Here is a 13,823-nt window from a genome sequence, read left to right on the forward strand (position 1 = left end):
CAGCAGACGCCTCTGAGGTATTGCTAGTGTCTGTTGATTCGGCTTTGGCCTCTTCAGTCAGGTGGTTCTCTGTTTCCTCTTCGGCGGCTTCTGCCACTCGTGGTGTCGTTACCCCGTCTTCGCTGCTCGCTGTCGGTTGCGCTGTGCTTTCTGACGAGTTGATCTCAACCGGAGCTTCAGGTGCAGCTTGCGCCTCTTCTGCGACGGTATCAGTGTTGGCTTGCTCTGCGCTGGCTACCGCTTCGACTGGTTTTTGTGCTTCTGCGTTTGCAGGAGTTGGCTCTTCAGTCGGCACTGCTTCTGCCTGCGTTGCCGCTACAGCTACAGCATGCAGGGCTTCGTCCGCGATCTGTTCACGATTTGCACGTTCGCGAGTGGGTGCACGGCGCTGATTGCGAGGTCGACGCTTGGGCTTATCTTCACGCGCGGGCTCTGCGGTGTCGGCAGACACCTCTGTCGTCGTTTGCTGCTCGCTCTCGGTCTGGCTGTTGGCGCGTGACTTGTTAGGACGACGACGACGTCGCTTGTTGCTACCCTCGCTATTCGTACCGCGCTCGTTATTGCGGTTATCGTTGCGATTCTCACTCGGTTTGCGGCGGTTTGGCGTCTCTTCGTCGCGCTTGCCTTTTTTCTCAGCAGGCTTCGCTTTTTTCGGTTCACCGAACAGGGCATGGACAATTTTCTGCCATAAGGACTTGGGCTTTTTGTGTTGTTTTTTACGGTTGTCTCTGCGCGGTTGTTTAGCTTCGGGCTTTGTATCGGCCTTGGGAGTGGGCGCAGGCGCTTGAGTCGGCGCAATAGACTTAACAGCTGCCTCAGGCGCTTTAGCTTTGGCGTCTTCTATTTTAAATAGATCGGTGTCCGGAACGGCGACGTCGACCTTATAGCTCACTTCGCGCGCGCCACTGACTTCATCGTCGCGCAGTCGCTGGACATCAAAATGGGGCGTTTCCATGTTGGGGTTTGGGATGACCAAAACACGGACGCGAGCGTTCGCTTCGATGGTCGCCAAAGCGATACGTTTTTCGTTGAGCAGATAGGCGGCGACGTCCAATGGCACGTGCGCGCGGACTTCGGCGGTACGGTCTTTAATGGCTTCTTCTTCAAGCAAGCGAAGGATGGATAGCGCCAGAGATTTCGTGTCCCGAATGATGCCTTGGCCGGTACAGCGGGGGCAAACAATAGCACTGGTTTCGCCCAGCGAGGGACGCAACCGTTGCCGCGACATCTCCAACAAACCAAAGCGTGAAATTTTACCGACTTGAACGCGCGCTCGATCGATAGCGAGTGCGTCGCGTATGCGGTTTTCCACTAAACGTTGGTTTTTGGAGGCCAGCATGTCAATGAAATCGATAACGACCAAACCACCCATGTCGCGAAGACGCAGCTGTCGAGCAATTTCATCGGCCGCCTCTAGGTTGGTTTGTAGCGCGGTCTCTTCGATGTCGCCACCGCGAGTCGCTTTGGCCGAGTTAATATCAATTGAGACAAGGGCCTCGGTTGGGTCGATTACAATCGAACCGCCTGAGGGTAGCCGCACTTCTCGTTGGAACGCGGTTTCGATTTGCGCCTCAATTTGAAAGCGGTTGAACATTGGGATTGGATCTTCATACAGCTTGATTCGATCTCGATACTGCGGCATGACTAATCCCACGAAGTCGCTCGCTTCGCGGTGAGCATCGGTTGAGTCGATTAGAACTTGGTCGATGTCGTCGCGCAAATAGTCGCGGACTGCTCGCACGATCACGTTGCTCTCTTGGAACAACAGGGTGGGTGCCCGGAATTCATCGGCCGCTTTCGTGATGGCCTCCCACAGCTGTACGAGATAGTTTAGATCCCACTGCAACTCTTCTGAGCTGCGGCCAACGCCGGCCGTGCGCACAATAACACCCATGCCGTCAGGGATGACCAATTCGTTAATGGCGTCACGCAGCTGTGAGCGGTCATCGCCCTCGATGCGACGTGAAATACCACCGGCTTTGGGGTTATTGGGCATGAGCACCATGTAGCGACCCGCAAGGCTGATGTAGCTGGTAATGGCCGCGCCTTTATTGCCGCGTTCTTCTTTATCGACTTGAATGATGATTTCAGTGCCTTCTTTCACCAAGTCTTTAATTTTGCTGCTGTCGCCCGCTTTACCTTTTTTGCTGTAGTACTCGGGTGCAATTTCTTTCAGGGGCAGAAAGCCGTGTCGCTCGGCGCCAAAGTCGACAAACGCGGCCTCGAGACTGGGCTCGACGCGGGTAATTTTACCCTTGTAGATGTTGGCTTTTTTCTGGGTTCGGGTGCGATTTTCAATATCGAGATCGTAGAGGCGTTGGCCGTCTACTAAGGCAACGCGCAGCTCTTCGGGCTGAGTTGCGTTGATTAACATTTTTTTCATGGACGTTTTCACTCTAGGTGCGACGTCCGGCGAAGCGCTGCAATTGTCAACAACATCAGAGGGTACACGAGCTTAATGATCGTGTGTTTGTGCACGTATTTCCGCCGCTTACAGCGGGGGACGGGGCTCTTGTACCCAAGCTGCTCGGTAATGCCGGCAGCTCTCTCTCGTATCGTTTAGAGTTTCTAAACGTTCGATCAAACCTGTAATCTTCACCGGCCATTCGCGCGGTTACTGTTTAGCTCGGTCAGGCCCCTTGCCTGGACCGAATTCCGCCGTGTGCGGATTCCTGCGAGGCGGCGGCGCGGTTTTCTGTCTGTATTCATTCGCCTATATGCGCCGCGGCGTTTATACTGCGCTTATTCGCAGTGTGTGATCGCTGAGTCGGGCACTCGCAGTGCGCGAAGACTAACAGGAAACTGCCGATTCATCAATGATTTAATCTCTATGCCTCAAGAAAACAATCAGGCCCCAAAGCGCCAAGTTGCCTACCATCAAATCGATGTTGACGAAGCGGGACAACGCTTAGACAACTTTTTGCTGCGCTGGTTTGCACAAGTGCCCAAATCGCGCGTTTATAAAGCAATACGGGGCGGGGAAGTGCGCGTCAACAAAGGGCGCGCGAACGCAATGTATAAGCTCTTAGAGGGCGATGACATTCGTATCCCCCCGCTTGGCGAACGCGCCCTTCAAACTGAGGGAGCTTTGGTGGCTAAGCATTGGTTGGATGGCGTAGAGCGTGCGGTGCTGTATGAGGATGCTGACTTCATGATCATAAACAAACCCTCAGGCCTTGCGGTGCACGGCGGGAGTGGCTTGAAGTACGGTTTGATAGAAGTGTTACGGCAGTTGCGGCCAGAGGCGCGCCGCTTAGAGTTGGTTCACCGACTCGATCGGGATACATCGGGATGCATCATGATCGCAAAGAAAAACAGCGCGCTGCGACACTTGCACGCGCTGCTGCGTGATCGTAAGTTGACCAAGCGTTATCACGCTTTAGTGTACGGCAAATGGCCTAGAGCGCAGAGATTGGTGGACGCGCCCTTGAAGAAGTTCGCTTTGGCCTCCGGTGAGCGTATCGTGCGGGTGAATGAAGAGGGGCAAAAAGCAAAGACGGAATTTGCGACGCTTAATCGCTATCCGGGTCTTACTTTGGTCGAAGCGAAACCCATTACTGGGCGAACGCATCAAATTCGGGTGCATGCTGCACACCTCGGTCACTGTTTATTGGGTGATGATAAATATGCACACGAGGGAGCTCACGAGCTCGCAGCAAGCATCGGATTGAAGCGTCTATTTTTACATGCAGCAAGTCTTGAGTTAATTGCGCCCTCTGGAAAGTCACTCAATGTCAGTGCTCCCTACGATCAGGAATTAAACGAGGTAATAGAACGCTGTGTTAGTCGTATTTGATTGGGACGGCACCTTGTGTGATTCGGTGCTTCGTATTGTATTGGCAATGCAGGCTGCAGCCGCCGATTGCGGCGTCAATGTGCCCCTAGACAAGGAGGTTAGGCATATTATCGGGCTCGGCCTGCCTCAAGCGATGGAGGTCTTATTTCCCGAGACCCCTGACAAGCATCTAGATTTGGCCAAGGCCTATTCCCAGCATTTTAGTGAATCACAAACACTCCCTGACGTGTCCTTGTTTGCCGGTATTGAGGATATTCTGGCAGAGCTAAAAGAGGCGGGTGCCACGCTCGCCGTAGCGACGGGCAAGAGCCGTCGGGGCCTGAATCGGGTGTTATCAGAACTTGGTATGCAGACCCTGTTCGCGCACACGCGCTGCGCTGACGAAACGCGTTCAAAACCTCACCCCTTGATGCTTCATGAGCTGCTTGATGAGGCTTGGATGACGGTAGAGCAGGCTGTTATGGTGGGTGATTCGATCTATGACTTGGCAATGGCAGAGCAGGCGGGGATGGCCTCAATTGGTGTGACCTATGGTGTCCACACCCGCGAGCAACTTTTGCCACATCAGCCCTTGGCGGTGGTGGACGACGTTGGTGGGCTAAGATCTGCCTTGGAGGTCTGGCGGCGGAGTTTATGAAGCCTTAAGCTCAGTCCATTAAGTTGGCTTCGCGCAACATTGAGCACACGCTAATCAGCGGTAGGCCCTCAAGCGCTGTGGGGTCGGTTGAGCTCACTTCGGTAAATAAGCTGATACCCAGTCCTTCGACTTTGAATGAGCCTGCACAGTCAAGGGCGGGTTCTGTCGCAACGTAGGTTGCTATATCCCGATCGCTGAGCTCTCTGAACGTCACCCGCGTGTCCACTACATGCGAGTAACAGAGACTCGAAGCACGGTTCGATAAACAGACGGCAGTGTAAAAAGAGACGGTTGATCCAGAGCACGCGCTAAGCTGTTGTATTGCCATATCATGGGTGCCGGGCTTGCCGAGAGTGCGCTCGTGGCACGCGAGCACCTGATCGGAGCCTAGTACCCAGGCATCAGCGGGCGCTAATGGCGTTTGCGCTTTCGCTATTGCCAGTCGCAAAGCGAGTGCTCGTGGGTCCTCGTTTGCGCTTGGTGTCTCATCAACGCCGGGGTCAAGGATCTCAAAAGTGAGCGATAATCGGGCTAAAAGTTGAGCTCGATAGCGAGATGTTGACGCCAGCACTAACTTTTTCGCTGTGCCGAGGGCTAGGCGTTCGTTTTCCTTTGACAAATCGTAGGTCACTCCCTATCATGCGCGCCCTATGAAACAGGGCCCATTGCCGAAATGCTTTGACGCGCGTAAAGCCTGTGTAAAAGAGCTTGAGCTGAGCGGTAGTGTTAAGGCAAGCGCTTTATCCAGATTAGCGAGCGTTGTGAGCTGCGAAGATACCACGATTAGCGCTTCATTGCGCTTCTTGCGTGACGAACAGCGCAGGTTCGTGGTAACCGTCGATGTGGCGGGTGATGTTGGCGTGCGGTGTGAGCGGTGTTTAGACATCATGCCTTTGGCGGTAGAAGCACACAGTACACTGATGTTGTGCAGCTCTGACGAGCAAGCACAACAATGTCCTAATCAGTACGAGCCTTTGGTGTATACTGGTGAAGAGTTGGACCTGTATGAAGTTATTGAAGAAGAGTTGTTGCTGGCATTGCCCGTAGCGCCGATGCATGAAGCCATGTGTATAGATGCGTTGCCGGAATTAGAAGCGACACCCATAGTAGAAGATCGGAAGCCAAACCCTTTTGCGGTGTTGGCCAATTTAACAAACGACTCCAACGAGTCGTAAACCACAACAGGGTAGTGTTATGGCAGTTCAAAAAAGCAAGAAGACTCGCTCGCGTCGCGGTATGCGTCGCTCGCATGATGCGCTTTCGGGTCCAACCTTAAGCGTTGACTCGACCACTGGAGAGACGCATCGTCGTCACCACGTTTCTGCTGATGGCTTTTACAAAGGCCGTAAAGTCGTAGAAACCTCAGAAGACTAATTCTGAATGCGGCGCTTAACGCGCCGCAGTCCCCTCGCTAAACCGTTCGGGTTGAAATTATGACCACCTTAACTGCTTTCGTGTTTCCTGGGCAGGGTTCTCAGGCACCTCAAATGTTGGCAGACTACTACCAGCAGTCTTCTATTTTCAAAGACACGTTCGTGGAAGCCTCTGACGCGTTGGGCTTTGACCTCTGGGATCTCATTGCCAACGGAGATCAAGAAACCCTGAGTTTAACCGCGAACACGCAACCCGTGCTGCTTGCCTCTAGTGTTGCAATTTACCGCGTTTATGAATCCATGTGCGGTCTGAAGCCGGCACTGATGAGTGGGCACAGCTTGGGCGAGTTCTCAGCACTTACTGCAGCAGGCAGTATTGCGTTGGCAGATGCCGTACGCCTTGTTCGTCGTCGCGGCGAGTTGATGCAAGCCGCGGTTCCAGCGGGTGTCGGCGCGATGGGTGCGGTGATTGGCCTGGATGATCACGTCATCGTTAAAACCTGCCAACAGGTTGCGAGTGATACGGGTTTAGTCGTCGAGGCCGTCAACTTTAATGCGCCAGGGCAAGTTGTTATTGCTGGGCATAAAGAGGGAGTGGCCGCTGCCGAGACAGCGCTGAAAGATGCCGGTGCCAAGCGTGTTATGCCATTACCGGTGAGTGCGCCGTTCCACACTTCATTGATGGAAGTCGCTGCTCAAGCCTTGGGTGAGTCTTTAGCCGCCATAGAAATACGCTCTCCAGACGTTGGCGTTGTTCACAACGTGAGTGCCGAAACTGAAGATGAGCCCGCCGTGATTCGTGAGTTGCTGGTGAAGCAGCTCTACAGCCCTGTGCGCTGGACGCAATGCGTACAGTCGATGGCGACTAAAGGGGTTCAATGCTTGGTTGAATGTGGTCCGGGCAAAGTATTGTCGGGCTTGGGTAAGCGAATTGATAAAAATTTAGCATGCGTCAGCTTGAGCAGTTATGAGGCTCTGGAGACTTATGCGGTAGAGGTGAATGCATGAGCGAACAAAGAATTGCATTGGTGACGGGCGCGTCGCGCGGTATTGGCGCGGCAATCGCGGATGCCCTGGTCGCGGCGGGTATGATTGTCGTAGGCACCGCGACCAGTGAGAAAGGCGCGGCGTCCATTGATGATCGCCTAGCGGCTTCAGGCGGTGCGGGTCTGGTGTTAAACGTGACCGACGAAGCGAGCGTCAATGCCTGTTTAGAAGTGATCAAAGCGCGCTTTGGTGTGGCGACGGTGCTGGTTAATAACGCTGGCATTACCGCGGATAACCTGCTGATGCGCATGAAAGATGACGAGTGGTTTAGCGTAGTCGATACCAACTTAAATGCATTGTATCGGGTCTGCAAAGGTGCCGTAAAAGGGATGACTCGTGCTCGCTGGGGTAGAATTATCAATGTCTCGTCGGTGGTGGGTCGTATGGGTAACGCGGGGCAATCCAACTACGCTGCAACTAAGGCTGGGGTAGAGGGCTTTACTCGGGCCTTGGCGCGCGAATTGGGCTCAAGGAATATTACGGTGAACGCAGTCGCTCCTGGGTTTATCGAAACGGACATGACAGATGCTTTGGGCGACGATGCCAAGGGTACGCTGTCAGCACAGATTCCGCTGGGGCGACTCGGTGGAGCAGATGAAGTAGCGGCTTTGGTGGCATTTTTAGCCAGCGACGGCGCTGCCTACATCACAGGGGAAACCATTCAGGTTAATGGTGGAATGTACATGGGTTAATGCTTTTTTTAAAAAAGTGTTACTCAGTCTACAAAAACAAGGTAAAATCGCCACTCGAGAAGTGGTATGGCATCAAAGTCAAAACTCAGGAGTGATTAAAAATCATGAGCAGTATTGAAGAACGCGTAAAAAAAATCGTAGCAGAACAGTTAGGTGTTAAAGAAGACGAGGTTTCTAACGAAGCATCATTCGTGGAAGATCTCGGTGCGGATTCACTCGACACTGTAGAGCTGGTTATGGCGTTGGAAGAGGAATTCGAAACTGAAATCCCTGACGAAGAAGCCGAGAAAATCACGACGGTTCAATTGGCGATTGATTACATCAATACCAACCTAGCTTAGGCTTCAAAAGCCCAAGCAGGAAGCCGCAACTAGAGACTAGTGCGGCTTTTTTTATGGGTGTCAATACGCTTTTGGTGTTCAAAAAACGGCGGAGATAGGCATGAAAGGTAGACGAGTCGTAGTCACGGGTATGGGCATGGTTAGCCCCTTGGGACACAACGTTAAGGATACTTGGAACGCATTGTTAGCGGGCAAAAGTGGTGCTGCACCCATCGAGACTTTTGCTACCGAGGCTTTTTCAACCACATTCAGCGCCAGTGTGCGAGGCTTGGATACAGATCCTTACATCCCGGCCAAAGATGCGCGCAAAATGGACGTGTTTGTCCAATACGGCATGGTTGCTGGTATTCAGGCCTTTGAGGACAGCGGGTTGGAGATTACCGACGAAAATGCCCCCAGAGTAGGGTGTGCTATTGGCTCTGGCATCGGCGGTATTGGTGAGATCGAGAAAAACTCGCTTTTGGTCGCTGAACGCGGGCCCCGTCGCATCAGTCCATTTTTTGTTCCCGGGTCCATCATTAACATGATCTCAGGGAACTTATCCGTTAAGTACAACATGCAAGGGCCGAATATCGCAATCGTAACGGCTTGTACTACGGGTACACATAATATCGGCATGGGCGCGCGCATGATTAGCATGGGAGATGCCGACGCGATGTTGGCAGGCGGCGCCGAAATGGCGACTACCCCAGTTGGCCTCGGTGGTTTTGCAGCGGCGCGAGCCCTATCGACGAGAAACGATGACCCCTCTGCAGCGTCTCGGCCCTGGGATAAAGACCGTGATGGCTTTGTTCTAGGCGACGGCGCCGGCGTTTTGATGTTGGAAGAGTACGAGCATGCTAAAGCGCGTGGTGCAAAAATTTATGGAGAAGTCGTGGGCTTTGGTATGTCGGGTGACGCCTACCATATGACTCTGCCACCCGAAGATGGCCGCGGCGCCGCGGCGAGTATGCAAAACGCATTGAACGATGCGGGTGTTTCAGCCGACCAAATTGCCTATATCAACGCCCATGGCACGTCGACACCGGCCGGCGATATTGCCGAGACTCATGCGGTAAAACGGGTGATGGGCTCGCATGCGAGCAAGGTTGCCGTAAGCTCGACCAAATCGATGGTAGGGCATCTGTTGGGTGCCGCGGGTGCGGTTGAAGCTATATTCTCGATCTTGGCCTTGCAAGAACAGGTTGCACCGCCCACGATTAATTTAGACAACCCCAGCGAGGGGTGTGATCTGAACTATGTGCCGCACAGCGCGCAAACGTTTGTTGGTCGTTACGCATTGTCCAACTCGTTTGGGTTTGGTGGTACCAACGGAACCTTGGTTTTCGGCAAAGTCGAGTAGCCTCTGGTGAGCTGGGTGCTTGTTCACGGCTCGGATCGTCAAACCCTAGCGCCAAACGACCGGGCGGCGCTTTACGGGGACGCCTTATTTGAGACTCTGCTGTGGGCGCAAACACATCTTGTCTTGGCGTCTCTGCATTGGCAGCGCTTATTGTCAGGCGCTGCGCGACTTAAAATTACGTTGGATCCCCAAGTGTTCCAGGCGTTCGTTACAGATATTGAGGCAACACTCAAAACCCAGGCGTCAGATAGGTTCTGTGCGGTGAGATTCAGCGTTCATAGGTCGGTTGATGCGCGGGGCTATGCGTTCAGTGATCAGACAACTCCGGAGTTGGTTTGTTTAATTAACACTGCGCCGATGTCTAGTCCTAGGCCAGTTGATCTTGGTGTGAGCCCCATACACTTGGCCCGCCAGCCCCTATTAGCTGGCCTAAAGCATGCTAATCGATTAGAGCAAGTCATGGCTTCCCAGTCCTTAGCGGATCAGGGTTACGAAGACGGCCTGATGTGTTTAGAGACGGGGCCAGTGGTGTGTACAACGCGCGCCAACGTGTATGCCTTGATTGATGATGTTTGGCACACGCCCTTACTTAACGATGCTGGTGTGGCCGGAACCCGAAGAGCTTGGTTCCTGCAACAGAGTGAGCAGGGATATTGGCCTGCAAAAGAGAGTGAATTGACGCTAGATCAACTGTATCAAGCCGATGCCGTCATGATATCCAATGCATTGCGGGGTTTTCAGGAGGTTGGGTCGATCAGTGGTCGTCCGCTTCGATCCTCGCCCCAAATAGCGGGCATCAAACAGCGATATACTGATGTGCTCGCCCTGGAGGCATGCTGATGCGCAAATTGATCGGGCTCGCGCTCGTCATTGCCGTAACCTGCGTTGTTGTGGGTGGACGATGGTGGTACGGGACGACGACTTGGACAGGGCAGCCACAGGTGTTGGTCGTAGAGCAAGGCGCCAGCATGGGGCAAGTCGCGGACACTTTGGCGCGGCAGGGCATGGTGACAGCACCAACGATATTTGCCTTTGCCGGACGACTGACGGGCGCTGATCGCGGTATTCGTGCCGGTCACTACCAGATAGAAGATGCCATGAGCCCACGTGCTTTGATGCGTCTGCTGGTGTCAGGTGAAGCACACAGCTACAAAATCACTCTGGTAGAGGGTAGAACGTTTAAGGAGCTGTTGTTGACTATTCAAGGCCATCCTCATGTTCGGTCGGAGCTGGATGGGGTCGACGATCCTTGGATTGCGAAAACGTTCGCAGAAGTGAATGGTCCTGAAGGATGGTTGTTTCCGGACACCTATTATTTTTTGGCCAATACGACCGATCAAGCGATCATTATGCGCGCCTATCAAGCGATGCTGAGTACTCTCGATCAGATTTGGGAGAACCGAGCCGAAAACTTGCCAATATCGACTCCGTATCAGGCGCTTATCTTAGCCTCACTTATCGAGAAAGAGACGAGTCTCGGGTCTGAACGAGCCGATATTGCCGGAGTTTTTATTCGGCGACTGCAAAAAAGCATGCGGCTACAGACCGATCCGACCATTATTTATGGTTTGGGGGAACGCTATCAGGGCGACATCACTCGGGCGCATCTTCGTGACAAAAATAATATCTACAACACCTATCAGCATGGCGGTTTGCCACCAACGCCTATCGCTTCGCCTGGTCGAGCGTCGCTGGAGGCAGCGGTAAGACCTAAGCAGGGTACTGCGCTATACTTTGTGGCCGACGGCGAGGGCGGCCACGTATTTTCCGATACATTGGCGGCGCATGAGCGCGCCGTCAGGTCGTATCTGAACAAACAAAAGCAATAAAGGTAGGTCATGCGAAAAGGCTATTTCATCACTTTCGAGGGTGGCGAGGGAACAGGCAAAAGCACTCAGTTAGCGCTAGTTAAAGAGGCGCTTGAGCAAAGAGGTATTAAGGCTTGCGTAACTCGCGAGCCAGGTGGCACTGAATTGGCTGAAGAAATCCGTGGCGTTTTGCTGAGTCCCCGCAATGAAACTGTAGATCCGACTACCGAGCTCTTGCTGATGTTTGCCGCTAGAGCTCAGCATTTGGCGAGAGTGATTTTGCCCGCTGTTGATCGAGGTGAGTGGGTCTTGTGTGATCGTTTTACCGATGCCACATACGCCTATCAACATGGTGGACGGGGTGTAGATGGAGATAAAATTGCGACTTTAGAGCGTTTGGTCCAAATGGGGGTCAACCCTGATCTTACGCTGTTATTTGATGCACCCATAGAGATCACCCTGCAGCGTATGCGAGATCGAGGAGCGCTGGATCGTTTTGAGCGAGAGGGCTTGGAGTTCATGCAGCGTGTGCGCTCGGCGTATTTAACAAGGGCGAGGGGCGAATCCGAGCGGTTTCGCGTGATTGACGCGACGGCGACTGTAGATGATGTTCGTGCATCGGTAAATTTACATCTCGAACCACTAGTGAACGCCTGGGTGTCAGTTTGATGGCCACTATTTTGAGCTGGCACAAACCCGTGTTGGAGGAATTGGCTGGTCGGCGCCAGTCAGAGCGACTGCCACATGCAATGCTTCTGACGGTGGGTTCGGATCCCGAAGCCACGGCTCTAGCTGCTGCGTTGCCCCACTTTATGTTGTGTGACAATCACAATGCGTGCGGGCTTTGCCGGGCCTGTCGATTGCTGGAGCAGAGCGCCCACAGTGATTATTACCTCTGTCAACCCGAGGGCTCGTCTAAGGTGATCAAAGTCGATCAAGTTCGGGCGCTCTTGAACCTCGGAGCCAAAACGGCAAACTACGCGGCTGGTAAGGTGTTAATTTTGGCTCCCGCGAGTGCGCTAAACCGAAATGCGGCAAATGCTTTACTGAAATTTTTGGAAGAGCCGCCAGCCAATACGTATCTATTCTTGGTGTCCTCTCGTACCTCACAGTTACCGGCGACTGTCATGAGTCGCTGTCAGAAGCGCATTGTCGCTAGACCCGATCCAAATCAGGCGCTCGAGTTTTTGCAAAACCGAGGATTAACTGACCAGCGGGCGCAAACGTTGCTCCGGTTAGCGAGTAACGAGCCGCTCTTGGCCATAAGTATTGAGGACAGCGATGCCGCTGACGCCTTGATAGGGGCGGTGGGCGTCGCCGAGAACTTGCTGGCGGGCGAAGCCACCGCCAGGGAACTCGGACAAGCCGCTCAGGGTCTAGACGCGCAGTTGTTGCTTATGGTGTTAATTGCCAATGCACATCAATTTGCCATGGCTGAAGCGAGCAAGAATACGCTGAATACTCGCTTGCTACAGTGGCATAAGGCATTGGTGGAGCTGCACGGCACCTATCACCGATCGCCTAACATCAATATCCCCTTGGCCTTAGAGCAACTTTGTGTAAACATCCTCTGAGTTGAGGTCGAGATGAACGGAAGGCACATGGCAAAAAAGGCGATACCTAGCAGTGGACAAGGTTTGCTGTCGCTGACGATCAAAGAGCAGTCGGTGCTTTATTCTGCGTACATGCCATTTTTGCGTAACGGTGGACTGTTTGTGCCCACCACTAAGAACTATGCCATTGGTGATGAAGTGTTCATGTTGCTGAATCTAATGGACGAACCCGAAAAAATTCCTATCACGGGTCAGGTTGTGTGGATCACACCCAAACAGCCGCAAGGCAACCGCGTAGCGGGCATTGGCGTTCAGTTCAGCGATCAAGACTCTTCGGTCAACGAGAAAATCGAAAAGTATCTGGTTGGCATATTGCGCTCTGACCGTCCTACTCACACCCTGTAATGTCGTCTGCGCGGCCCCGATTCGTTGGTGTTATCGAGGGTTTCTACGGTCGCGCTTGGGCGCAGAGCCATCGGAATCAAGCGGCTTCTTGGTTTGCTGAGCTGGGCTTTAACACCTACATTTACGCTCCGAAATCACAGACTTATCTTCGATCTAAGTGGCGGGATCCTCTTCCTGACTCAGAGCTAGAGTTGCTTGATCACATGGCGCGAGCCTACAGGGCAGCGGGGCTGCAGTGGGGTATCGGACTGTCACCCTTGGGGGTAAACCGGGGGTTGAGTCAAGCTGACAAGCGGGCCTTGCGCAATAAGCTCCAAGTCATTTCAGATCTCAAGCCCGATATCATTGCCGTGCTGTTTGATGATATGAGTCACAGTACTGTTGACACTGCATCCCGTCAGCTGGATTGTTTGGCGGAGGTGGCGCAGGCGTTGCCCCAGGCACATCGTATGGTTTGTCCCACCTACTACTCGCCCGATCCTGTGTTGGAAAAAGTCTTCGGTCCCATGCCTCCCGGTTATATCGAACAATACCAAGCAGGTCTGAGCGATACTACAGGGGTGTTTTGGACAGGGCCGAGTGTTTGCTCTGATAGGGTGAGCGAAGCGGATGTTCAGGTTGCTAAACAGCTGTGGGGCGAGACTCTGGTGCTGTGGGATAATTATCCAGTGAATGACGGGCGTCTTAGATCGCAGCATTTGTACCTGAAGCCATTGTCCGCTCGCTCCCCGAATTCGCGTCTGCAGGGTCACTTGTGTAATCCCATGAATCAGTTGCATTTGTCTTTACTCGGCTTATCGGGGTTGTCAAAGCTGTATTGCCTAACTCC

At 53.3% G+C, this 13,823-nt stretch carries 16 protein-coding genes; 14 read left to right on the plus strand and 2 right to left on the minus strand.

The features are described from left to right. The coding region (rne, locus tag ACTF5Z_RS05915; protein ID WP_438984870.1) for a ribonuclease E at positions 1–2,383 on the minus strand (2,383 nt) is incomplete at its 3' end. A 447-nt stretch (positions 2,384–2,830) separates the two neighbouring features. Between rne and ACTF5Z_RS05920 the strand changes: the two genes are divergently transcribed. Both ACTF5Z_RS05920 and ACTF5Z_RS05925 read left to right on the plus strand, forming a co-directional pair. Continuing rightward, positions 2,831–3,796 (plus strand): RluA family pseudouridine synthase, encoded by a 966-nt coding sequence (locus tag ACTF5Z_RS05920; RefSeq protein ID WP_438984871.1) that lies wholly within the window; start codon positions 2,831–2,833, stop codon positions 3,794–3,796. Continuing rightward, a complete protein-coding gene (locus ACTF5Z_RS05925) occupies positions 3,780–4,433 on the plus strand; it encodes an HAD-IA family hydrolase (protein WP_438984872.1) in 654 nt (217 codons plus the stop codon). Before ACTF5Z_RS05920 ends, ACTF5Z_RS05925 begins: the two co-directional genes overlap by 17 nt. A gap of 10 nt (positions 4,434–4,443) precedes the next feature. Here the strand turns inward: ACTF5Z_RS05925 and ACTF5Z_RS05930 are convergent, their stop codons facing one another. Beyond that, positions 4,444–5,052 (minus strand): Maf family protein, encoded by a 609-nt coding sequence (locus ACTF5Z_RS05930; RefSeq protein ID WP_438984873.1) that lies wholly within the window; start codon positions 5,050–5,052, stop codon positions 4,444–4,446. A gap of 31 nt (positions 5,053–5,083) precedes the next feature. Between ACTF5Z_RS05930 and ACTF5Z_RS05935 the strand changes: the two genes are divergently transcribed. The 12 genes from ACTF5Z_RS05935 to ACTF5Z_RS05990 all read left to right on the plus strand — a co-directional run. Beyond that, positions 5,084–5,608, plus strand: a complete 525-nt coding sequence (locus ACTF5Z_RS05935) for a YceD family protein (RefSeq protein WP_438984874.1) — start codon at positions 5,084–5,086, stop codon at positions 5,606–5,608. Positions 5,609–5,627: 19 nt separating this feature from the next. Beyond that, the gene (gene rpmF, locus ACTF5Z_RS05940) at positions 5,628–5,807 is read left to right on the plus strand and encodes a 50S ribosomal protein L32 (RefSeq protein ID WP_009575461.1); all 180 of its coding nucleotides are present in this window, start codon (positions 5,628–5,630) and stop codon (positions 5,805–5,807) included. 59 nt (positions 5,808–5,866) lie between these two features. After that, positions 5,867–6,814, plus strand: a complete 948-nt coding sequence (fabD, locus tag ACTF5Z_RS05945) for an ACP S-malonyltransferase (RefSeq protein WP_438984875.1) — start codon at positions 5,867–5,869, stop codon at positions 6,812–6,814. Next, the gene (fabG, locus tag ACTF5Z_RS05950; protein ID WP_438984876.1) at positions 6,811–7,545 is read left to right on the plus strand and encodes a 3-oxoacyl-ACP reductase FabG; all 735 of its coding nucleotides are present in this window, start codon (positions 6,811–6,813) and stop codon (positions 7,543–7,545) included. Before fabD ends, fabG begins: the two co-directional genes overlap by 4 nt. 104 nt (positions 7,546–7,649) lie before the next feature. After that, entirely contained in the window at positions 7,650–7,886 is a 237-nt protein-coding gene (gene acpP, locus ACTF5Z_RS05955; protein ID WP_009575457.1) for an acyl carrier protein, read from the plus strand. Positions 7,887–7,986: 100 nt separating this feature from the next. After that, positions 7,987–9,228 (plus strand): beta-ketoacyl-ACP synthase II, encoded by a 1,242-nt coding sequence (gene fabF / locus ACTF5Z_RS05960; protein ID WP_438984877.1) that lies wholly within the window; start codon positions 7,987–7,989, stop codon positions 9,226–9,228. 6 nt (positions 9,229–9,234) lie between these two features. Further along, positions 9,235–10,068: an aminotransferase class IV gene (locus tag ACTF5Z_RS05965; protein ID WP_438984878.1), complete on the plus strand. Its 834-nt coding sequence runs from the start codon at positions 9,235–9,237 to the stop codon at positions 10,066–10,068. Beyond that, positions 10,068–11,057, plus strand: a complete 990-nt coding sequence (gene mltG, locus ACTF5Z_RS05970) for an endolytic transglycosylase MltG (protein WP_438984879.1) — start codon at positions 10,068–10,070, stop codon at positions 11,055–11,057. Before ACTF5Z_RS05965 ends, mltG begins: the two co-directional genes overlap by 1 nt. Before the next feature lie 9 nt (positions 11,058–11,066). Beyond that, the gene (tmk, locus tag ACTF5Z_RS05975) at positions 11,067–11,705 is read left to right on the plus strand and encodes a dTMP kinase (RefSeq protein WP_438984880.1); all 639 of its coding nucleotides are present in this window, start codon (positions 11,067–11,069) and stop codon (positions 11,703–11,705) included. Further along, positions 11,705–12,610, plus strand: a complete 906-nt coding sequence (locus ACTF5Z_RS05980) for a hypothetical protein (RefSeq protein WP_438984881.1) — start codon at positions 11,705–11,707, stop codon at positions 12,608–12,610. The genes tmk and ACTF5Z_RS05980 overlap by 1 nt, the downstream gene beginning before the upstream one ends. A gap of 27 nt (positions 12,611–12,637) precedes the next feature. Next, positions 12,638–12,994: a PilZ domain-containing protein gene (locus ACTF5Z_RS05985; RefSeq protein ID WP_009575447.1), complete on the plus strand. Its 357-nt coding sequence runs from the start codon at positions 12,638–12,640 to the stop codon at positions 12,992–12,994. Next, positions 12,994–13,823: beta-N-acetylglucosaminidase domain-containing protein (locus tag ACTF5Z_RS05990; protein ID WP_438984882.1), on the plus strand; the 830-nt coding region annotated here is incomplete at its 3' end. The genes ACTF5Z_RS05985 and ACTF5Z_RS05990, both read left to right, overlap by 1 nt.

Origin of the sequence: Aequoribacter sp. (assembly GCF_965659035.1) — a bacterium.
In the GTDB taxonomy this organism is placed as follows: Bacteria; Pseudomonadota; Gammaproteobacteria; order Pseudomonadales; family Halieaceae; genus Aequoribacter.

What these genes read in the sequence shown, in the direction of transcription:
- ACTF5Z_RS05920 (WP_438984871.1), top strand. Translation starts at nt 2,831, where the DNA reads ATGCCTCAAGAAAACAATCAGGCCCCAAAGCGCCAAGTTGCCTACCAT.
- ACTF5Z_RS05935 (WP_438984874.1), top strand. Translation starts at nt 5,084, where the DNA reads ATGAAACAGGGCCCATTGCCGAAATGCTTTGACGCGCGTAAAGCCTGT.
- rpmF (WP_009575461.1), top strand. Translation starts at nt 5,628, where the DNA reads ATGGCAGTTCAAAAAAGCAAGAAGACTCGCTCGCGTCGCGGTATGCGT.
- fabD (WP_438984875.1), top strand. Translation starts at nt 5,867, where the DNA reads ATGACCACCTTAACTGCTTTCGTGTTTCCTGGGCAGGGTTCTCAGGCA.
- fabG (WP_438984876.1), top strand. Translation starts at nt 6,811, where the DNA reads ATGAGCGAACAAAGAATTGCATTGGTGACGGGCGCGTCGCGCGGTATT.
- acpP (WP_009575457.1), top strand. Translation starts at nt 7,650, where the DNA reads ATGAGCAGTATTGAAGAACGCGTAAAAAAAATCGTAGCAGAACAGTTA.
- fabF (WP_438984877.1), top strand. Translation starts at nt 7,987, where the DNA reads ATGAAAGGTAGACGAGTCGTAGTCACGGGTATGGGCATGGTTAGCCCC.
- mltG (WP_438984879.1), top strand. Translation starts at nt 10,068, where the DNA reads ATGCGCAAATTGATCGGGCTCGCGCTCGTCATTGCCGTAACCTGCGTT.
- tmk (WP_438984880.1), top strand. Translation starts at nt 11,067, where the DNA reads ATGCGAAAAGGCTATTTCATCACTTTCGAGGGTGGCGAGGGAACAGGC.
- ACTF5Z_RS05980 (WP_438984881.1), top strand. Translation starts at nt 11,705, where the DNA reads ATGGCCACTATTTTGAGCTGGCACAAACCCGTGTTGGAGGAATTGGCT.
- ACTF5Z_RS05985 (WP_009575447.1), top strand. Translation starts at nt 12,638, where the DNA reads ATGGCAAAAAAGGCGATACCTAGCAGTGGACAAGGTTTGCTGTCGCTG.